Source organism: Bordetella sp. H567 (assembly GCF_001704295.1).
Classification (GTDB): domain Bacteria; phylum Pseudomonadota; class Gammaproteobacteria; order Burkholderiales; family Burkholderiaceae_B; genus Bordetella_C.
This window is the reverse complement of record NZ_CP012334.1, coordinates 2,111,538-2,130,386: the sequence shown is the minus strand read 5'-3', so window position 1 is coordinate 2,130,386 and position 18,849 is coordinate 2,111,538. Positions and strand designations below refer to the sequence as shown.

Sequence of the window (18,849 nt, the reverse complement as noted above, 5' to 3'; positions counted from 1 at the left end):
GCAGCATTGCCCGGTGTCCCCGAGTCGCTGTCCATTACAGCCTGGCTGCTGCTGGATGGAATACTGAGGGGAGGCTATCACACGTGCGCAAGGCGGGGCAAATCGCCCTGCGCGGGGCGCTAATCGTCTTCGTCATCCCGCCTGTCCTCCGCGGGCAGGGAAACCAGTCGCGCCAGCACGATCGCCGGATAAAGCTGGCCGATCAACGCTTCCATATTCGATAACGATCTGGCAAGGCGGGCAACGGGCGTGATGTCGCCGTACCCCACGGTGGTGAGGGTGGAGAAACTGAAATAGACCCATATCCATTGATAGGCCGGGCCGGTGCTGGTCCCCTTTATGCCGGTATAAGCGCCCGGCACGCGCAAGTTCACCAGTTCATAGGCCACCGCCCAGATCACGCCCAGCAGCATGTACAGCGCCACGGCGCCCCACAGGCGGTCGCGAACCTTGGTGCCCGTACCGAACACCTTGAACCCGATCACCAGCCCCAACATCACCAGTGCGAACAGCAAGGCCGCGGCGCGTATCTCGGGCGTCATTTCCGACTGCACGAAGCGCCCCGTCCAGCGCACGGCCATGACGACGACCGCCACCATGGCCAGTGGAATGAAGGCGAAACGCCGGTCGGATACCGCGATCGCGCCGCTGATCAGGATCAGGGAAATCAGTACGTCCTCGACCACCTGGCCGATGCCGGATTCGGGGGGAATGACCGCTGGCGCGACGAAGACGCTCAGGACCAGCACGAAGAGCAAGGTTGCCATGCTGCCCAGACGCAGCATGGCGGCACGTTGCAGCCATCGCTTCGAGCTTGCCATCGGATCCCCTTCGCGATCTTGACCTATCGCGATCTTACGACGGATGGCGTGCAGCCAAAGACCGTCGGCGAGCCATGTGCATCGGCTCAGCCGCCTGCCCGTAATCCCGCCAACGCCTTCGCGATCGAATCGCGATCATCGGGCCGCACCAGGCGTGCAATCTCTTGGCCATCTTGCAGGAAGATCAGGGTCGGCCACAACTTCACCTTGTAGGAGCGCCCGAGCGGCTTGCCTTTGCCGTCTTCGACCTTGATGTGGTCGACCTCGGGGTAGCTGGCCAACGCATCCTTGATCAGCGGCTGCGCGCCCTGGCAGATCGGACACCAGTTGGCGCCGAATTCCAAAACGGCGGGCCCTTTCAAGGCGTCGACGGCTTCCCGGCTGGGCTCGGGACGGTGTGGATCGAAGTCCTGGAACATGACGATGTACCTCCGGCTGTACGCGGCGTTCTTCGCGCTTGTCTTGCCTGATGGCGAAGCCGCGTAGTCGTTGCCAATTATGGCCCACTCCGGGCCCCAGAGAACGCCGGGCATGGATCCGGCGCAGCCGATGCCCGGCGCCGTTGCGTCCTGACGCTCCCGCACGCAAGCACGCTGCCTCTTTACAATGCCCGGGACGGGGCCTGGTGCGGCGCACTTGCCGTGCCGGCCAATGCGCCGACACCCGAAGTGCAGTCGTATACGCGCATGGCCCTCAACCTTTCCTCCTTCCGCACTGAAAACACGTCGTGGACATCCCCCTGCTCGAAATGTTCGTCGCCGCGGTAGAGGCCGGCAGCCTGTCGCGGGCCGCCGAAAGCCGGAACCTGGTGATCTCGGCCGTCAGCAAGCGTATCAGCGAACTGGAGCGCCAGACGGGCACCGTGCTGCTGCGCCGGCACGGCCGCGGTGTCGAGCCGACGTCCGCTGGGGCGATGCTGTATCAACGGGCGAAAGCCATCCTGCGCGGCGTGGCTCAGGCGCACGACGCGCTGGCCGCCTATTCCAGGCATGGCGTACCCAAGATCCGGCTGGCCGCCAACCCCTCGACCACGGTGCAATTCCTGCCCGGCGATATCAGCGCCTTCCTGCGCCGCCATCCCGACTCCCATGTCGACCTGATCGAGGCCTACAGCCCGGACATCCCTCGGATGGTCTCCAATGGCGAGGCGGAGGTCGGTATCTATCACGCCGAAGCGCCCTCTCCCGGGCTGCACTCGGTCAAGTACCGCAGCGACCGCGTGGGGCTGGTGGTGCCGCGCGGCCATCCGCTGGAAAGGAAGAAAACCCTGGTCCTGGAGGAAGCCCTGGATTACCAGTTCCTGGGCTATTTCCCGCGCCACGCGCTGGAGCGCTTCCTGGAGCTGGCCGGCAGCACGTTGTCGCGCCCGCCCATGGTGCGCAGCCAGGTTTCCAGCTACGAGGCGCGTTGCCGGATGGTGGCGGAAGGGCTGGGGCTGGCGATCGTGCCGGAGATCATCGCGCGCAGCTACGTGAAGCAACTGAGCGTGAGCTGGCTGCCCTTGTCGGATGCGTGGGCCAGCCGCGATATGTATATGTGCGTGCGGGATCTGAATACGATGGAGGCTGGCGCGCGCCACCTGTTCGCCCATCTGGCCCAGTGCGCCGAACAAACGTCCCGCGACGCGCGCAAGGCGCGCATGCCCGTACGGGACCCCATATCGCAACCAGGCCGGCAGCGCCCCGGCGCCACGGCTTTAGCCGCATCAGGGCCGGCTTCCTCGCCGTCGCGCCCCGGCGCCACGCGGGCTTCCCGCAGCCGGTCTTGATCGATAAGCCAGCCTGGCCGCAACGGCCGTACTGCCTTGCCTGGCGGCTTAGCCCCGCTTCACCAGCAAGCCGCCATCCACCGGCAGCAACACACCGGTGATATAGCTTGCTTCATCGGACGCCAGGAACACCGCGGCGTTGGCCACGTCCCACGCCGTTCCCATATGCCCCAGCGGCACCAGCGCATCGCGTTCCGCGCGGACCTGTTCCCGGGGAACCCCGCGTTCGCGCGCGCGCCGTTCGATGGCCATGGGGGTATCGATCAAGCCCGGCAGGATGGCGTTGGCGCGGATGCCATGGGGCGCGTTCTCCATCGCCAGGTGCTGCGTCATGGTGTTGACCGCGCCCTTGCTGGTCTTGTAGGTCAGCGTGGGGCGCGCGGCCAGCGAGGACGTGGACGAGATATTGATGATGCAGCCCGACTTGCGCGCGATCATGAAGGGCAGCGCATGCTTGCAGGTCATGAACATGCCCTTCAGGTTCATGGCCATGATGGCGTCCCATGCCTCCACTTCCAGGTCTGTCGTCCGGCGATCGCCGGTGGACCGCCCGACGTTGTTGTGCAGGACGTCGATCCGGCCGTAGCGGTCCATGCAGGTACGCGCGATGGCCTGGCACTGGTCTTCCTGCGTGATGTCGGCCTGCAGGATGGAAGCCTCGCCGCCCAGCTTGCGCACGGCGTCCAGCGTGTCCTGCGCCCATTCGGGGTTGATGTCCACCACCAGCAGCGTGGCGCCTTCTTCGGCGAACCGCTCGGCGGTGGCGCGTCCATTGCCTATCGTGCCGCCGGGTTGCTGGCCGCCGCCCACGATGATGCAAACCTTGCCCTCCAGGCGCTTCTTCCTGTCCATGGTGCTTTTGCCCGTATCCTTGCTCGTCATATTGGATGCTTCCTTGTTTTCATGAAGGTACGCGGACCGCCTCGGCTATCCCGCTTCGGCTATCCCGCTTCGGGCTATCCGCCTTCCGGCTATCCCGCTTCCCCTATCCTTCGTGTGCCCGCAATCAGCCCGCGGTGATGTGCCCGTCCTCGATCACCTTACGCCAACGCCGGACTTCCGCCTGCACATAGGCGTCCAGTTCCGCCGGTGTACTGGGCGGGCTGTCCAGGCCTTCGCTGGCCATGCGCTGACTGTAAAGCTGCGATCGAACCGCCGCGTTGACGGCCTGGTTCAGCTTCTGGATGATGGGCGCCGGCGTGCCCGCCGCGGCGAACAAGCCGTACCACACATCGGCGACATAATCGGGATAGCCCGATTCCGCGATGGTGGGGATGCCGGGCCACGCCGGCGAAGGCTGGGCGCTGGTCACCGCGATGGCGCGCAGCTTCCCCGCCTTGACCAAGGGCGACACGGCGCCCGATGTACCGAAGAACATATCGATCTGGCCGCCCAACAGGTCCGTCATGGCGGGATTGGCGCCCTTGTACGGCACGTGTGTCAGGTCGATATGTGCCGTGCTCTTGAACAGTTCCGCGGCCAGGTGCACGGCGGTCCCCGTACCGGAAGAACCATAGGTCAGTTTGCCGGGATGCGCCTTGGCGTAGGCCACGATGTCCTGCACGCGTTTGAACTGGCTGTCCGGCCGCACGACCAGGATATTGGGCGCCTGCCCGACCAGCGCGATGGACGCGAAGTTTTTCTCGACCGAATAGGGAAGCTTGGGAACCAGCGTCTGGTTGATGGCGTGCGCCGAGGTGGTCAGAAGCACCGTATAGCCATCGGGGCTGCTGCGCGCGACGTAGTCGGAACCGACCACGGTGCCGGCGCCGGGCCGGTTCTCGGTGATGACGGTCGCATGCAGGTACTCACCCATCTGCTGAGCCAGCACGCGCGCCAGGGTATCGGTGCCGCCGCCCGGCGTGAATGGCACGACCAGATGGATGGGACGGGAGGGATAGGTATCCGCCCCTTGCGCGAACGAGGGCTCAAGCAATTGCGCCGCGGACATCACCGCGGCGGCGAACACGAACTTCCAGCGCAAAGCCGGCATATTTGTCTCCTGGGAAATGCTCCGGCCGCAGGATCGGGTCCGCGGCCTTTGTTCACGAGCATTCTAGGAAACCGTGGGCTTCGTGGTTTGAAAAATGGGAAAACCTTCGTTCCCCGTTCGGCTCAGAACAGGACGCCCCAGCACCACCGGGCGCTGTAAGCCGCCGGTGTACAAATTCCCCCTGAACCATGCCCTGCCACTGGCTGTCGGCATAGGCTAGGCGGTAGCAGAACGGAAATTCATGCATGTAACGCAATAATCGGCCGACTATTTGCGCTTTACGTCGCCACGACTTGTTGGACATGATGCGCGCTGCCGCCCTCAGGGCGGCGATGCCCAAACCCAGAAAAAGACGTCCACAAGGAGACAGACCTATGTTGCGTACCGCCCTTTTCGGCGGCAGGCATGGCGCCCGCCTGCTCGCTCTCGCCGCCACGATGCTGATGGTGCTTGGCATGCGTCCCGCAGCGGCCGACGACTGGACACCTACCCGGCCCATTCGCCTGCTGGTGCCCTATGGACCGGGCGGCAGTTCGGATGTGATCGCCCGGGCGGTGGCCATGGAAATGTCGCGCGACCTGGGCCAGCAAGTCGTGGTGGAGAACAAGGGTGGTGGCCAGGGCAGCATCGCGACGATGGAAGCGGCGCGTGCGAAGCCCGACGGCTATACCCTGATCCTGGGCCACGTCGGCACGCTGGCCGTGAATCCCGCGATGATGCCCAACCTGCCCTACAACCCGACGAAGGACTTCGCGCCCATCATCCTGCTGGCCAAGCTGCCCATGGTCTTCGCGCTGAATGCACGGGTGCCGGCCAACGACTTGCCCTCCTTCGTGGCCTTGGCCAAGGCAAAGCCCGGCACGCTGAACTACGGCTCTGCCGGCAACGGCAGCGCGGGACACCTGGCCTTCGAAATGCTCAAGACCGCCACCGGCATCGACGTGGTCCACGTGCCCTACAAAGGCACGGGGGCGCAGTTGCAGGACCTGCTGGCCGGCAATATCGATGCGGCCTCGGCGGGATTGCCGGGATTGCTGCCGCAGGCGCAGAGCGGCCGGGTGAAGCTGATCGCCGTGGGTTCCGCACATCGGCTGGACGCGATTCCAAAGGTGCCGACGGTCGCGGAATCGGGCTACCCCGGCTTCGAGAGTTCGCAATGGTTCGGGCTGCTGGCGCCCGCCGGCACGCCGGCGCCGGTGATCGCGCGGCTGAATAAGGCCGGACATGCCGCGCTGGCGGCCGAGTCGGTGCGCCAGCGGCTGGCGCAGGATTCCAGCGAGATTTCCGGCGCCGGCCCGGCAGCCTTCCAGGCCTTCATCGTGGCGGAAGAAAAGCGCTGGGGCGAAGTGGTGCGCCGGGCCAATCTGCACGCCGAATAAGGGAATCCGTACAGAGAGCCGGCCTTTCCCGTACGGAGGACGCCTCCACCCCGGGTCCGCATGGATCCCGCAGACCGAGCCCGCGTGAACGCAACGTTCCGCGGGCTTTTGTTTGGGGGCGATCCCCGTCAGCTTGAGCCGCGGCGCACCGGCAAATCAATCCGCCGCGGCTTCGGTGTCCGCGGCTGCCGCCTCGTTAAGTATCGCCATCACATTGCGGCCGGTGCGCTCCAGGTGCCTGCTCAGGATGTCGGCCGCGCGCTGGGCGTCGCGCGCCATCGCGGCCTCGAAAATCGCCTGGTGTTCGCGCGGCACGTTGGCGTCCGGCGCATGCCGTACCAGGAACAGGCGCCGGTATCGGTCGCTCAAGTCATGCAGGGTGCCGCAGAAGCGCAGCAGCAAAGGCATGCCGCAAGCGGCGAACAGTGTCAGGTGAAAGGCGCGATGTGCTTTTTCCCATGCCTCGCCGCGCGTGCCCTCGCGTTCCAGGCGGCTTAGGCGGTGATAGGCCGCGACCAGGCTGTCTTCCCAGCGGTCGTCGCCACGCGCCAGCGATTCGGTCAGTGCCATGATTTCCAGCTGCGTGCGCAGCTTGGTCACTTCCACCAGGTTCTCCGCCGAGACCGGCGCAACGCGATAGCCGCGCTGGTCGGTAATCTGCACCAGGCCTTCGGCCGCCAGGCGGGTCAAGGCCTCGCGCAGCGGACTGAGGCTGACGCCGTATTCGCGGCGCAGGTCGTCCAGGCGCAGCTTGGTGCCCGGCGCATAGCTTCCCTGAAGGATGGCCGCCCGCACCTGGATGGCGACGGAGGCCGTCAAGGAAGATCCGGTTTCGGCGGCATTGTCGGCCGCCAACGTTTCCAGGAAGGTGTTCATGCGGTGGTATCGCGAGGCATGGCGGGGATTCTACCGCGTTCGTCACTTGAATCGATGAACTGATACAAAATCGATTTTACTGTTGACTTCGATTATTTCTCGGACAAAGATAGCCGCTTCCGGCGCATGCCGCCGCCGATCGAGGAAGCCATCATGTCCGCAGCCCGCATAGACAAAGACATCGCCAGCAAAGCCATGGGAAAGCCGCACGAAAGCATGGCGCACTTGGGCGACTCGTATCGCGCCCTGTTGGGCTACCTGCCGCCGCGCGTGGAATCTCGCCTGCTGGTCACGGGTGCCCTGGATCCCAAGCTGGTCCGCCTGCAGGAAGAAGTGCGCGCCCATGCCATGAATCCGCCCTGCTTCGATACCAAGACCACGCAGCTGATGATCTTCGGCATGCTGATCGTGGAATTGAGCGATGCGTCCGTCATCCATGGTATCGCGGCGCGGCGCGCCGGCGCCACCTGGGAGGAAATGCAGGCGGTGGTCAGCATGGCCTACATTTTCCGCGGGGTCTCCGCCGCGAATCGCGGCGCGGAAATACTGGCGCGCATCGCGGAGCGCGAAGCGCAGGCAGCGGCGGAATAAGGTGGGCGCCATGCACGCCTGCCCCGGCCCCGACCGCAATACCCGCACGCCGCGCTTCCGCATGCCGGCCCATGCCTGCGATTGCCATGCCCACATCTTCGGGCCGGCCGAGCGCTTCCCCTATTCGCCGCAGCGCAGCTACACACCGGAAGACTGCACGGTGGAAGACTATGAAAAGCTGCTCGCGACATTGGGGATCGATCGCGCCGTGATCGTGCACGGCGGCGCGCACGGCACCGACAATGCGGCCACGCTGGATGCATTGCGGCGCATGGGGCCGCGGGCCCGCGGTGTCGCCGTCATACCGCCTGGCCGTCCCTTGGCCGAACGGGAGGCGATGCACAAGCTGGGCATGCGCGGCTATCGCATGTCGACCGTGGTGGGCGGCGGCGTGGGCTTCGATGCCTTCGATACGCTGGCCGCGGAAGCGCGCGAAATGGGCTGGCACCTGGTATTGCATTTCAAGAAATCGAGCGAGCTGGTGGATCTGGCGCCGCGCTTGCGCGCGCAGCGGGTGGACGTGGTGCTGGACCACCTGGCCCGCATCCGCGGCGACGAGGGCGTCGACGGGCCGGCCTTCCGCGCCCTGTCGGGACTGATGGATACCGGTCGCGTATGGATCAAGCTGGCCAGCCTGTACCGCCTGTCCAATGAACCCTATCCGCACGCGGACATGCTGCCGATGATCCATGAAGCCGCGCGGCGCTGGCCGGACCGCTTGATCTGGGGCAGCAACTGGCCACATCCCATCTGCGACGTGCCGATGCCCAATGACGGGGATCTGGTGGACCTGATTCCGCTTTGGATCGCGGACCCGGCGGTGCAGCACAAGATGCTGGTCGACAACCCCGCGGCGCTTTACGGATTCTGAGCCTAGCGGCGGCGGCAGTAGCCGTAGCGGCACTGGTGACAGCAGCAGTAGAAGCAGTAGCAGCGACACCGGCAACAACATCGATAAAGAGGGAGACAAACCATGTTGAAGCAGTTGCGACGCGCAGTGATGGCCGCTGTGATCGCGTGCGCCCTGCCCGCGTCAACCGCCCTGGCGGCTGACGCCTGGCCCGCGCAAACCGTCAGCATCGTCGTGCCCTTTCCGCCTGGCGGCACGACCGACGTGGTGGCGCGTGTGCTGGCCGAAAAGCTCGGCCCGATCCTGAAGCAGTCGGTGATCGTGGAAAACCGCCAGGGCGCGGGCGGCAATGTCGGCGCGGCCTATGTCGCGCGCGCCAAGCCGGACGGCTATACGCTGCTGGTGTCCAGCGCCGGGCCCCTGAGCATCAACCAGCAGCTGTATGCCAGTCCCGGCTACGATCCCATCAAGGACTTCGCGCCCATATCGATGCTGGCCTCGGTGCCCATCATGCTGGTCTCGAACATGAACGTGCCGTTCAAGACCGTGCCGGAACTGATCGCCTACGCCAAGGCGCATCCCGGCAGCGTCGCCTATGGTTCGCAGGGCAGCGGCACCACCAGCCACTTGACCATGGAATTGCTGAAGCTGGACGCGGGCATAGACCTGCAGCATATCCCCTACCGCGGCAGCGCCCCCGCCACCACCGACCTGATCGGCGGCCAGATCCAGGTGATGTTCGACAATTCGCCGACGGCTTATCCGCAGGTCAAGGCGGGCACCATGCGTGCGCTGGGCGTGGCATCCAGCCATCGCCTGCCCAGCATGCAGGACATCCCGGCCATCGCCGAGACCGTGCCGGGGTTCGAATCGGACGCATGGTTCGGCCTGGTCGCGCCGGCGCATACGCCGCCGGACGTCGTGAACAAGCTGAACGCCGCGGTGCGGCAGGTGCTTGCCGATCCGGCGGTCATCGCGAAATTCAAGGCCACCGGCGTCGATATGGTCGGCGATACGCCGCAGGAATTCCAGCGCTTCATCCTGTCGGAACAGGACAAGTGGGGCAAGATCATCAGGGCGACGAACCTGAAGCTGGGATAGGCGTTCATGCGGCGCGCTCCCATGCGTGCCGGCTCTTTTCCACAGGCAGCGGCATCCTCTTCGTCATGGGTCTCCTGTACGGCGGCGGCGCGCATCGGGATGGCCGCGATGCGGCGCCGCCAAGCGCTCGGCAAGTGACTCAGTTCATGCACATCGCTCAGGCGCTCAGGCGCTCAGCAACGGTCGCAATTCGCGCGCATCGGTCATGCTCTCCAGCGCCCACACGCGCTCGCACAGCGCCTGGGCGCGCTGGGCGCCGGTGACCGGCGCGATCAGGTCGTGGCACTTTTCGTGGACTTCCTTGCGGGTCATGGGATTGGCGGGCGTGCCGCGCACCGCCGGGGTGTGGCGGGACAGCCGGCGCCCGTCGCGCAGCGTGATTTCCACCGTGCCCTGGCGGGTCGGCATCGCCTTGGACAATTCGTCGTCGCCGAACAGGCTGATGCGCTTGCGCAACGCAAGCACAGCGGGGTCGGCCATGCGAGCACGATCGTGCGCGGACACGAAGGTGAGCTTGCCGTCCAGCAGCATGGTGGCGATCAGATGCTGCATGCAGATTTCCGGCATGTCGCGGTTGTTGACGATGGTCAGTGATTCGTGGGGAATGCGTACCGTGACGGCCGTCACCGCGTCGGCGGGAACCTCCTGTTCCGCCAACAACGCATACAAGGCGTCCAGCGGCGCCTGGATCGGCGAGCCCACCGTCCAGCGCTTGATGCTGGTCTCCAGGATTTCGAAGCGGGTGCCCAGGCCCTGCGCCAGCACGTCGCGGTCGGCCTTGTCGCCGTAGGCATCGAAGAAGCAGCGCTCGCCGGAAAACACGTCGTCCACGCCGGTAAAACCATTAGCCACCATCAGCGCGGACGTCACGCCGTTGCGCGCCGGCATGCCGCCGAAGTCGAACGCTTTTTCGATATGGTCCTTGTCGCGCATCCAGCACGACACGCCGGAGGCCTGCTGCGCGGCATACGACATCAGGTAGCGGGCGCGCGTTTCATCATCCACGCCCGCCAGCACGCCGGCCGCCGCGGCGGCGCCGAAGTTGGGCCCGAAGGTATGTGACGAATGCCCGGCGGCGCGGAATTGATAGGGATGCAGGCACATCGTGAGGCGGCAGCCCACGTCATAGCCCAGCACGATGGCCTTGAGCAGGTCCAGGCCGCCGCGCCGATGCATCTCTGCAACCGCGAGGGCGGCGGGAACAATGCCACAGCCGGGGTGCGTGAGCGACGCCGCGTGGGAATCGTCGGTCTCGTCCGCATGCGCCAGCATGCCATTGGCCAGCGCCGCGTTGACGGCCGTGGTCAGCAACGATGAACCGATCACGCAGGCCTGCGAACTCTCCCCTTGCGTGCGCGCATACGCGATGGCTTTTTCGCCGGGCGGCAGGCGTGCCCCAGAGATCATCGCGGCCAAGGTATCCAGGAACTGGAACTTGGCTTTCTCAAGGACTGCTTCGGGCAGCGCCTGCCGCAGCGCACCGGCGATATGCGCGGCCAGCGCGGGCATGGGCGATGGCCGCGCGGCCATTTCGGGCGTCATCATGACGAAAACTCCTTGCTGGGGGATGGCGTAGTGAGCACGGTCAGGCGCACAGCACCGGCAATTGGCTGACGTCGGATTGTTTTTCCAGGGACGCGACCCACTCGCAGACCTTATCGGCGCGGTCCTTGCCGATGACCGGCACGGCATTGGCCAGGAATTTCTGGCGAATGGCGTCGTCGTCCATCGGGTTGCCTACCGTGCCGGTCGCATGGTCGACGTGGATCTCGTAGGTCTTGCCATCGGCCACGACCGTGGCATGCGCCTCGTCGTTGCGCAGGGTTTCGTCGGCGACCGCGCTGGTCTTCAAGCGCAGCGCGGTGATGGCCGGGTCCAGCGCCCTGGCATCGGTGTATTGCGCGGTTCCGGCCGCGCCGTCATGCAAGGCGACCGCCGCGCAATGCGAGATGCTGAACTTCGACTTCAGGCCCGTGCGTGGTTCCACCACCGCCGTGATCGCGAGCACCAGCGGATGCACGCGCAGCGAAATGCTGCTGACCTTGGCCGGCTCGATCGCGTAGGTCTTGCGCAGCTGGATCAGGGCGTCGATGGCCGGATGCAGCACCACGCCGCAGGCATAGGGCTTGTGGCCATTGCGGGTGATTTCCCAGCGCGTGCCCAATCCGTCGACCAGGGCCTGCGGCGCGGCAACGCTGCTGTAGATGCGGCAGAAGCCGCGATTGCCTTCGACGATCTGCATCGAGCTGTCGAAGCCTTTCTGCGCCAGCTTGGCCGCCAGCAGGCCGTTGGACGCGGCCTTGCCGGCATGAAAGGATTTGCACATCGTGCCGCGGTTCTGCTGCATGCCGCCGGCCTGGGTGCCGCCGATGCCCAATGCGTGCACCGTCCGTTGTTCGTCCAGTCCCAGAAGCCGCGCCGCGGCCGCGCTGGCCGCGAAAGTGCCCAGCGTGCCCGTCAAGTGCCAACCGCCGCGGTGATGTTCCGGACTGGCCTGGCCGATACGCACGCCCGCTTCGAACCCGCAGGCATAGGCCACGATCAGGTCGGCGCCGCTGGCCTTCGTCGTTTCCGACAGGGCCAGCAATGCCGCCAGCACCGGTGAGCTGGCATGCAGCACGACGCCGCCCATGTGCGTGTCGTCGTAGTCCAGCACGTGGCCCATCTGGCCGTTGATCAGCGCGGCTTCCAACAGGCCGGCCTTGCTGTCGCGGCCAAGCACCGTCGCCTGGGGCTGGCCGTTCAGTTCCTGCATCACGGAGGCAAGGATATCCAGCGTGGCATGGCGGCTGCCCGCCAGGGCGCAGCCGAGCCAGTCCAGCACACCGCGCCGGGCGGCCGCCACGGCGGCCGGCGGCAGGTCGGAGAATCGCGCATTGGCGATGTGCCGCGCCAGCAGGCGCGTGACCTGTTCATCTTCGGGAAGTTGCTTGTCGGTGTTCATCTCGTGTTCAAGTGCTTGTGTCGGCGTTCATTCGATTCGACGGCGATATGCATACCGTTGGATCGACGTGGATCGATAGGCCCCGCGGACTCAATTGGCCTGGATGTGCGCGTCCTTGACGACGCGCGCCCATTCGGCGGTTTCCGCTTTCAATTGCTTGTCCGCATCCGCGGGACTGCCGCCTACCGCGTGCAGCTTGTAGTTCTTCAACTGTTGCTGCATTTCCGGCGTCTTCAGGGCTTTGATGGCGGCATCGTGCAAGGTCGCGATGACGCCGGCCGGTGTCTTGGCAGGCACGAACAAGCCATACCAGCCGATGACCTCGAATCCCGGCACGCCTGCCTCCTGTATGGTGGGAATGCCGGGCACATAGGAGTCGCGCCTTGCCGACGTCACGCCGAGCGCGCGCACCTTGCCGGACTCGATCAGGGGCATCATCTCACCCAGCGAGCCGAACATCATCTGCACCTGGCCGCCGAGCAGCGCGGCGGCGGCCGGACCGGCGCCCTTGAACGGCACGTGGACGATGTCGATGTGCGCCATGCTTTTGAACATCTCCCCCGCCAGGTGTATGGCGGAACCGGTCCCCGCCGACGAGAAGTCGTACTTGCCGGGATGGGTCTTGGCCAGTTCGATCAATTCCTTGACGGACTGCGCGGGAAAGTCGGGCGCGACCGCCAGCACGTAGGGCGCGCTGCCCACCACGATGACACCCTTGAAATCCTTGTCGGGATCGAAGGTCAGTTTCTTGTACAGGGCGGGCGCGGAGGTCAGGGCGATATTGCCCATCAGCACCGTGTAGCCGTCCGGATCGGCGCGCGCCACCGTGCCGATGCCGATCACCCCGCCCGCGCCGGGGCGGTTTTCCACGACGACTTGCTGGCCGAGCTGCCTGGATAGGTTTTCGGCGGTAAGGCGCCCCACGCCGTCCACGGCCCCGCCCGGAGCGAAGGGGACGATCAGTCGCACAGGGTTCTCGGGATATTTTGCCGCCGCTGGTGCGGCTGCCAGCGCGCAGCATGCAGCGAGTATGGAAGCGGCCAGGACACGGGCGAACGGCGAGCGCCGGCCCGACATGGGAATGTCGACCATAGGGTTTGTCTCCGAGTGTTATCGCGATGCGCCAGGGACCGCGTTCTGGCGGAGGCGACGAGGAAGCGTCGATGCCTTGTGAACGTTTTCCCCGGGGAACATCGCTGTTCTATTTTGTATACCGCAGTATACCTACGTACATGGAAAGAAGCCGGCGTTGCGCCGGCTTCTTCATCATTGGTTCGTCTGAGACCGCATGCGGACGCCTCTCATGCAGCGCCGTCTCATCGCGATATGCGGCGCTCTTCAGGTCCAGTCGTCGGAGCCGCCACCACCGCCACCGCCGTCGTCCCAGGAACCCCCGCCATCGCCGGAGGATCCATTGTCATCCCACGGGTTGCCGACATTCCAGGAACTCCCGTCGCCGTCATTGCTGCTGACCTTGCGGGTGTCGTCGTCACCGTCCCACGAGTTGGCATCGCGCACGCCGAAGTCCTTGCCGCCCATGTCGTAGCCGGCCTCCTGCGCGTTCGCCGCGCCGGCATCCTGCGATGCCGCGGGATCGACGACATTGCCGGTATTGCCCGACGCCGCCGATCCGCCATGCAGCACGCGGTTCATGAGGGCCTCGCCCGCGACCACGCCGGCGCCGACGGCCGCGCCCGTGGCCAGGCCGCCCATGATGCCGGAACCCATGCCGCCCGTTCCCTGGCCGGGAGCCGCGCCGCCGGGATAGCCATATCCGCCCTGCGGGCCAGCCGGTGGAACCCCGTAGGGCGGTCCCGTGCGGGTAGCGCCATAGCCGTAGGGGCCGCCAGGCCCTTGCGAATAAGCGGCGCGCCGACGCGCGCGCATGACCAGCGACACGACGATCAGCAAGCCGGCGATGCCCAGCACCAGGCCCCACGGGATACCGCCGAACGTGCCCTGCGCCTGCGATGCGCTGCCCGAATTGCCCGAGGCGATCAGCGTACGAAGCTCATCCACCGCGCCGGGACGGGCGAAATTCTGGCTGGGGTCCAGGCGCAAGGCGGTATTCAACTCCTGCTGCGCCTGTTGAAGCTTGCCCTGCTTGCCCAGTAATTCGGCTTCCACGAAGTGCGCCTTGGCGCTGTTCGGGTGATCGCGCAGGATCTGGTCCATCATCGCCTGTGCCTCGCGATAGTGGCCCGCCTGCGCAGCCTGGTAAACCTGATCCGGCGTCGCGTCCGCCGCCATGGCGTTGCCGCCGATCAGCAGGCAGGCGGCCAACAGCATCGAACCGGCGAATGATTTTGAATTTATCGAGGACATGACGAACCCTCCCGTTAATACCCATGAGATGGGGATGGGACAAGGGAAGTTCAATCCGGGCGATGGTTTTTTTCCTCACAGTCGTCCGGAGGCGCCCCGTTCGCCGTTCCATGACGGCATCCTGATCGCCGTCACCCGCGAATGGCCGATCAGGCCAAACCTCGGCGCATTAAAAAGGCTGGTGTAACCCGTAGCGATAGCGCCAGAAGATCGACCCCCGGCTTGCGCCCCGCGATGGGCTTGACGCTGATTCACCGCGGAAACGAGAATGAAGCCGCACTCCCATGCCGTGGGAGGCGTCGCAATGCGACGGGAGGGTAGTCCAATGAGCTATCACCTGGAAGGCCGTCTGCTGGAGGTCTGCAACTGCAAGGTCCTCTGCCCCTGCTGGATAGGCGAGGATCCCGACAACGGCACCTGCGACACCATCGTCGCGTGGCGCATAGACCATGGCACCGTCAACGGCGTGGACGTCGGCGGCAACACCATCGCGGCCGTGGCCCATGTGCCGGGCAACATCCTGCGGGGGAACTGGACAGCCGCCATCTATGTGGATGAGCGTGCTTCGCCCGAACAGGAAGCGGCCCTGCTGGATGTCTATACGGGCCAGCTCGGCGGCCCTGTCGCGGACCTGGTGCAATTGATCGGCGAGGTCGTCTCGGTGGAGCGCGCGCCCATCCGCTTCACGGTGAACGAAGGCAAAGGCGAACTGGAGATCGGCGCGGACTACTACGCCGCATTGGAGCCCTACCTGGGCGCCACCGGCGGCCAGACGACGCTGACGGACACGATATTCTCGACGGTGCCCGGCGCGCCGGTCTTCGTCGGCAAGGCGCCCACGTACCGGTCCAGGAACAAGGCGCTGGGCATCGACGTCGACATCAAGAACCATAATGCCCTGCAAAGCATCTTTGTGTTCGACGGATAAGCCCGGCCGCGGGCGCTGGCTACCGTACCCGGCGCCGCCCGGCAGCCGGCCCCACCGCCGTGTCTTCCTGCCGGTCCTGCTGGCGCTGGCCGCATTATCGTGGGCAACCCTGTGGGCCTGGGCGCGCAGTCCGTATGGGCGCTACCTGGAACACGATGACTGGACGACAACGGGATCCGCGGCCTTCCTGTGTCGCACCATTCCCGGCGGCGAGGTGCTGGTCCCGATCGTCCTCTACGCCGCCGCCTGGGTGCTCATGATCGCGGCGATGATGCTGCCGACCATCCTGCCCCTGCTTGCCCTCTTCGACAGGCTGACGGCCGGACGGCGGGACCACGGCCGCCTGCTGATATTGCTGGGCGTGGGCTACATGGCCGCGTGGGCCGCATTCGGCGCGCTGTCGCAGGGTCTGCACGCGGGTTTGCTGTCGCTCCTGGCCAGCACCCCTGCGCTTGCCTGGAATGGCTGGCTGATCGGCGTCGCCTGCGTCGCCCTGGCGGGCGCATTCCAATTCAGCCCGCTCAAATACCGATGCCTGGATAAATGCCGCGCGCCGCTGGGTTTCATCATGCGGCACTGGCGCGGCGGATCGCCGGCGCGGCACGCCTTCGTGCTGGGCGCGCATCATGGCCTGTACTGCGTGGGCTGCTGCTGGGCGCTGATGCTGGTGATGTTCGCCGTCGGCATGGGCAGCCTGGGCTGGATGCTGGTATTGGCCACCGCGATGGCGATCGAAAAAAACCTGCCCTGGGGCCGCCGCATCAGCGCCCCCCTGGGCGTCGCGCTGATGGGATGGGCGGTGGCCATGGCGGCGAACGGCATCGCCAACGGGGTTTGACGGGGGCGCAAGGTCGCATCCCAGGCGGGTTGGCGGGGTCGATAGCGGCTCCGCCTGGCCCCCTCGACCGGCCGGAGCGGGGCTTGCTTCGCCCTCCTCTGCCGTAGCGGCGCGCAGAAATGTGGCGGTGGCTCCCCACGTTTTTACTGTATATTTGTACAGTGAAAATCCACGCCCGGCGCTGAACCCGCCGGGCGTTTCCGCCTTGCTCCGTCGTCATGTCCAGGCTTTCCTCGCCGCCTCCTGAACACATCCATCCCGCCCTGTGGCGGGGGACGCAGCTTGCGCGGGCGGCGCGCGCCGCGGTGCCGACGGGTTATCCGGTGCTGGGGCAGGAATTACCCGGGGGCGGCTGGCCGCCGGGGGCCTTGAATGAACTGCTGCTGCCGCGGCCCGGCATCGGGGAAATGCGGTTGCTGCAACCGGCGCTGCGGGCACTGGCCCCGGAAGGCAGCATCGTACTGGTGCAGCCCCCCTGCGTGCCGCATATCGCGGCATGGACCAGCTGGGGGCTGGATCCCGCGCGGCTGCTGTGGGTAAATCCCGCCCGGCCGGCGGATGCCCTGTGGGCGGCGGAACAGGTGTTGAAAAACGGTGGCTGTGCCGCCCTGCTTTGCTGGCTGCCGCAGGCCAGGCCGGAAGCCCTGCGGCGGCTGCACCTGGCGGCGCAGGCGGGCGCCACCTTGTTCTTCTGCCTGCGGCCGGCGCGCGCGCTGGCGCAGGCCTCGCCGGCGCCCTTGCGGCTGTCGCTGGCACCCGCGGGAGATGCCTTGCGAGTGGATATCGTCAAGCGCCGCGGGCCGGTATGCAGCCATCCCCTGTTCATCGCGCTGGAACGATCCCGCTCCCTGTCGCAGGAAACGCTGCCTGCCGAAGCGCCGGAAACATCGCACGCCGCATCGCAAGAAGCCGCCCCCTCCGCGCCGATCGATACGCAGCCTCTCGCGCACGACCTTGTTTTGAATACCCATGCAACTCTGGATCGCGATACACCTGCCGAGGCTGGCGCTGGACGCCCTGCATCCGCCGTGGCCGCTTGACGCCACGGCATGCGCGGTGATCGAGCACGAATGCGTCATGGCGCTGACGCCGGCCGCGGCTGCCCACGGCATCCGCCTGGGCATGCGCCGGGCGGGCGCCAACACACTGGCGCCGCACGCCATCCTGCTGGATCGCGCCCCCGCGGCCGAAAGCGCCGCGCTGGAAGGCGCCGCGCTGGCGCTGCTGCAATATACGCCCGACGTCGCGCTGGGCGATCAGGACAGCCTGCTGCTGAACGTGGGCGCCAGCCTGCGCGTGTTCGGCGGACCGCGCGCCCTGGCGCGCCGCGTCGCCGGGACCTTGCGCACCCTGGGCCTGCAGGCTCGCCTGGGCATGGCGCCCACGGCCGGCGGCGCCTGGCTGCTGGCACGCCGCGGCGATCGCGGCCCGCGCCATGCACTGGCCATGGAACGGTTGGCGCGGCGCCTGGACGCCCTGCCCTGCGGCCTGCTGCCGCAAGCCCTGCCCCATCTGGAATGGCTGCATGGCATCGGGTGCCGCCATTTCGGCTTCCTGCGCCGCCTGCCCCGCGCCGGCTTGCAGCGCCGCTGCGGAACGGCGCTGTTGAAAGCCCTGGATGCCGCTTACGGCGACGCACCGCAAGCCCATGCCTGGATATCTCCGCCGGCTGCGTTCAAGCGCCGCTACGAATTGATCGAGCGTATCGAGCATACCGATGCCGTGCTGGCGGTGGCGCGCATCCTTGTGGAACAGATGAGCGGCTGGCTCACGGCGCGCCAGCGCGCCGTGCCCGGATTGACGCTGGCGCTGGAACACGAACGCGGCCGCCATGCACGGCCGCCCAGCCTGCTGGAATTGACGCTGGCCGAACCGGCCTGGCAGCCGGGCCATCTGCTGGGACTGCTGCGTGAACGCCTGGGCCGCATGACGCTGCAGGCGCCGGTGATCGCCGTCGTGCTGGACGCCGCGCGAACCGTGCCGCAGCCCGCGGCCAATACCACGCTGTTCCCCGAACCGGCCCAGGTGGCGAGCGAACGCGCGCGCCTGCTGGACATGTTGACGGCGCGCCTGGGCGCCGATCGCGTGCTGCGGCCCTGCCCCGCCGCGGATCATCGGCCCGAGGTCGCCAACCGCTGGACACCCGTGCATGACGCCAGCGCCGCGGACACGGCCGCGCCGATGCTGGACCGCCCCTTCTGGCTGCTCGATCCGCCGCAGCCGCTGCAAGTGCGGCGCAACCGTCCCGTGCACGGCACGCCGCTGACTCTCCTGCGCGGTCCCGAACGCATCGAAAGCGGCTGGTGGGACGAAGCCGCCGCCGTGCGCGATTATTTCGTGGCGGAAGACGCGCACGCCGCCCGCTATTGGGTCTACCGGGAACGCGGCATGACCGATGCGCGCTGGTATCTGCACGGGCTGTACGCCTGAACCGC

At 66.6% G+C, this 18,849-nt stretch carries 19 protein-coding genes; 10 read left to right on the top strand and 9 right to left on the bottom strand.

The window, feature by feature from the left end; translation table 11 throughout:
* Positions 1-119: 119 nt before the first annotated feature.
* Together AKI39_RS09660 and AKI39_RS09655 are read right to left on the bottom strand one after the other, a co-directional pair.
* Positions 120-821: a potassium channel family protein gene (locus AKI39_RS09660; protein ID WP_066634921.1), complete on the bottom strand. Its 702-nt coding sequence runs from the start codon at positions 819-821 to the stop codon at positions 120-122.
* Positions 822-907: 86 nt separating this feature from the next.
* Positions 908-1,240 carry a thioredoxin family protein gene (locus AKI39_RS09655; RefSeq protein ID WP_066634918.1) on the bottom strand — a complete coding sequence of 111 codons (333 nt, stop codon included), beginning with the start codon at positions 1,238-1,240 and terminating at the stop codon, positions 908-910.
* 308 nt (positions 1,241-1,548) lie between these two features.
* On the opposite strand from AKI39_RS09655, the gene AKI39_RS09650 reads away from it, so the two are divergent.
* Positions 1,549-2,589, top strand: a complete 1,041-nt coding sequence (locus AKI39_RS09650; RefSeq protein ID WP_066634914.1) for a LysR family transcriptional regulator — start codon at positions 1,549-1,551, stop codon at positions 2,587-2,589.
* Between the two features lie 48 nt (positions 2,590-2,637).
* On the opposite strand, the gene AKI39_RS09645 is transcribed toward AKI39_RS09650, so the two are convergent.
* The gene (locus AKI39_RS09645) at positions 2,638-3,471 is read right to left on the bottom strand and encodes an SDR family NAD(P)-dependent oxidoreductase (RefSeq protein WP_235610783.1); all 834 of its coding nucleotides are present in this window, start codon (positions 3,469-3,471) and stop codon (positions 2,638-2,640) included.
* Positions 3,472-3,595: 124 nt separating this feature from the next.
* Positions 3,596-4,582 (bottom strand): Bug family tripartite tricarboxylate transporter substrate binding protein, encoded by a 987-nt coding sequence (locus AKI39_RS09640; protein ID WP_066634911.1) that lies wholly within the window; start codon positions 4,580-4,582, stop codon positions 3,596-3,598.
* Between the two features lie 374 nt (positions 4,583-4,956).
* Between AKI39_RS09640 and AKI39_RS09635 the strand changes: the two genes are divergently transcribed.
* On the top strand, positions 4,957-5,961 hold the full coding sequence (locus AKI39_RS09635; protein WP_066634905.1) for a Bug family tripartite tricarboxylate transporter substrate binding protein: 1,005 nt from the start codon (positions 4,957-4,959) through the stop codon (positions 5,959-5,961).
* 156 nt (positions 5,962-6,117) lie between these two features.
* Here the strand turns inward: AKI39_RS09635 and AKI39_RS09630 are convergent, their stop codons facing one another.
* The gene (locus AKI39_RS09630) at positions 6,118-6,837 is read right to left on the bottom strand and encodes a GntR family transcriptional regulator (protein ID WP_066634903.1); all 720 of its coding nucleotides are present in this window, start codon (positions 6,835-6,837) and stop codon (positions 6,118-6,120) included.
* Positions 6,838-6,990: 153 nt separating this feature from the next.
* Between AKI39_RS09630 and AKI39_RS09625 the strand changes: the two genes are divergently transcribed.
* The 3 genes from AKI39_RS09625 (at position 6,991) to AKI39_RS09615 (ending at position 9,379) form a co-directional block, all read left to right on the top strand.
* The gene (locus tag AKI39_RS09625; protein ID WP_066642608.1) at positions 6,991-7,428 is read left to right on the top strand and encodes a carboxymuconolactone decarboxylase family protein; all 438 of its coding nucleotides are present in this window, start codon (positions 6,991-6,993) and stop codon (positions 7,426-7,428) included.
* A 10-nt stretch (positions 7,429-7,438) separates the two neighbouring features.
* The gene (locus tag AKI39_RS09620; RefSeq protein ID WP_066642605.1) at positions 7,439-8,299 is read left to right on the top strand and encodes an amidohydrolase family protein; all 861 of its coding nucleotides are present in this window, start codon (positions 7,439-7,441) and stop codon (positions 8,297-8,299) included.
* Positions 8,300-8,401: 102 nt separating this feature from the next.
* The gene (locus tag AKI39_RS09615) at positions 8,402-9,379 is read left to right on the top strand and encodes a Bug family tripartite tricarboxylate transporter substrate binding protein (RefSeq protein ID WP_066634900.1); all 978 of its coding nucleotides are present in this window, start codon (positions 8,402-8,404) and stop codon (positions 9,377-9,379) included.
* A 165-nt stretch (positions 9,380-9,544) separates the two neighbouring features.
* Here the strand turns inward: AKI39_RS09615 and AKI39_RS09610 are convergent, their stop codons facing one another.
* From AKI39_RS09610 to AKI39_RS09595, 4 genes are all read right to left on the bottom strand, one after another.
* Positions 9,545-10,924 carry an MmgE/PrpD family protein gene (locus AKI39_RS09610; protein ID WP_066634898.1) on the bottom strand — a complete coding sequence of 460 codons (1,380 nt, stop codon included), beginning with the start codon at positions 10,922-10,924 and terminating at the stop codon, positions 9,545-9,547.
* A 40-nt stretch (positions 10,925-10,964) separates the two neighbouring features.
* Positions 10,965-12,323, bottom strand: coding sequence for an MmgE/PrpD family protein (locus AKI39_RS09605; protein WP_066634895.1), 1,359 nt, complete (start codon positions 12,321-12,323; stop codon positions 10,965-10,967).
* A 90-nt stretch (positions 12,324-12,413) separates the two neighbouring features.
* Positions 12,414-13,415: a tripartite tricarboxylate transporter substrate binding protein gene (locus AKI39_RS09600; protein WP_083228732.1), complete on the bottom strand. Its 1,002-nt coding sequence runs from the start codon at positions 13,413-13,415 to the stop codon at positions 12,414-12,416.
* A gap of 246 nt (positions 13,416-13,661) precedes the next feature.
* Entirely contained in the window at positions 13,662-14,648 is a 987-nt protein-coding gene (locus AKI39_RS09595; RefSeq protein ID WP_235610782.1) for a tetratricopeptide repeat protein, read from the bottom strand.
* On the opposite strand from AKI39_RS09595, the gene AKI39_RS25485 reads away from it, so the two are divergent.
* From AKI39_RS25485 to AKI39_RS09575, 5 genes are all read left to right on the top strand, one after another.
* The gene (locus tag AKI39_RS25485; protein ID WP_145925234.1) at positions 14,647-14,835 is read left to right on the top strand and encodes a hypothetical protein; all 189 of its coding nucleotides are present in this window, start codon (positions 14,647-14,649) and stop codon (positions 14,833-14,835) included. The genes AKI39_RS09595 and AKI39_RS25485 overlap by 2 nt on opposite strands.
* Before the next feature lie 138 nt (positions 14,836-14,973).
* The gene (locus tag AKI39_RS09590; protein WP_066634890.1) at positions 14,974-15,576 is read left to right on the top strand and encodes a DUF1326 domain-containing protein; all 603 of its coding nucleotides are present in this window, start codon (positions 14,974-14,976) and stop codon (positions 15,574-15,576) included.
* Complete coding sequence (locus tag AKI39_RS09585) at positions 15,560-16,414, top strand: DUF2182 domain-containing protein (protein ID WP_443103374.1); 855 nt, start codon at positions 15,560-15,562, stop codon at positions 16,412-16,414. The genes AKI39_RS09590 and AKI39_RS09585 overlap by 17 nt, the downstream gene beginning before the upstream one ends.
* A 218-nt stretch (positions 16,415-16,632) precedes the next feature.
* Positions 16,633-17,454, top strand: coding sequence for a translesion DNA synthesis-associated protein ImuA (imuA, locus tag AKI39_RS09580; RefSeq protein ID WP_066634888.1), 822 nt, complete (start codon positions 16,633-16,635; stop codon positions 17,452-17,454).
* The gene (locus tag AKI39_RS09575; protein WP_066634885.1) at positions 17,384-18,844 is read left to right on the top strand and encodes a Y-family DNA polymerase; all 1,461 of its coding nucleotides are present in this window, start codon (positions 17,384-17,386) and stop codon (positions 18,842-18,844) included. The genes imuA and AKI39_RS09575 overlap by 71 nt, the downstream gene beginning before the upstream one ends.
* Positions 18,845-18,849 lie beyond the last annotated feature (5 nt).

Coding starts and splice junctions, on each gene's coding strand:
- AKI39_RS09640 (WP_066634911.1), bottom strand. CDS start 4,582: ATGCCGGCTTTGCGCTGGAAGTTCGTGTTCGCCGCCGCGGTGATGTCC.
- AKI39_RS09605 (WP_066634895.1), bottom strand. CDS start 12,323: ATGAACACCGACAAGCAACTTCCCGAAGATGAACAGGTCACGCGCCTG.
- imuA (WP_066634888.1), top strand. CDS start 16,633: ATGTCCAGGCTTTCCTCGCCGCCTCCTGAACACATCCATCCCGCCCTG.
- AKI39_RS09630 (WP_066634903.1), bottom strand. CDS start 6,837: ATGAACACCTTCCTGGAAACGTTGGCGGCCGACAATGCCGCCGAAACC.
- AKI39_RS09610 (WP_066634898.1), bottom strand. CDS start 10,924: ATGATGACGCCCGAAATGGCCGCGCGGCCATCGCCCATGCCCGCGCTG.
- AKI39_RS09655 (WP_066634918.1), bottom strand. CDS start 1,240: ATGTTCCAGGACTTCGATCCACACCGTCCCGAGCCCAGCCGGGAAGCC.
- AKI39_RS25485 (WP_145925234.1), top strand. CDS start 14,647: ATGACGAACCCTCCCGTTAATACCCATGAGATGGGGATGGGACAAGGG.
- AKI39_RS09625 (WP_066642608.1), top strand. CDS start 6,991: ATGTCCGCAGCCCGCATAGACAAAGACATCGCCAGCAAAGCCATGGGA.
- AKI39_RS09660 (WP_066634921.1), bottom strand. CDS start 821: ATGGCAAGCTCGAAGCGATGGCTGCAACGTGCCGCCATGCTGCGTCTG.
- AKI39_RS09600 (WP_083228732.1), bottom strand. CDS start 13,415: ATGGTCGACATTCCCATGTCGGGCCGGCGCTCGCCGTTCGCCCGTGTC.
- AKI39_RS09645 (WP_235610783.1), bottom strand. CDS start 3,471: ATGACGAGCAAGGATACGGGCAAAAGCACCATGGACAGGAAGAAGCGC.
- AKI39_RS09595 (WP_235610782.1), bottom strand. CDS start 14,648: ATGTCCTCGATAAATTCAAAATCATTCGCCGGTTCGATGCTGTTGGCC.
- AKI39_RS09615 (WP_066634900.1), top strand. CDS start 8,402: ATGTTGAAGCAGTTGCGACGCGCAGTGATGGCCGCTGTGATCGCGTGC.
- AKI39_RS09635 (WP_066634905.1), top strand. CDS start 4,957: ATGTTGCGTACCGCCCTTTTCGGCGGCAGGCATGGCGCCCGCCTGCTC.
- AKI39_RS09575 (WP_066634885.1), top strand. CDS start 17,384: ATGCAACTCTGGATCGCGATACACCTGCCGAGGCTGGCGCTGGACGCC.
- AKI39_RS09590 (WP_066634890.1), top strand. CDS start 14,974: ATGAGCTATCACCTGGAAGGCCGTCTGCTGGAGGTCTGCAACTGCAAG.
- AKI39_RS09620 (WP_066642605.1), top strand. CDS start 7,439: ATGCACGCCTGCCCCGGCCCCGACCGCAATACCCGCACGCCGCGCTTC.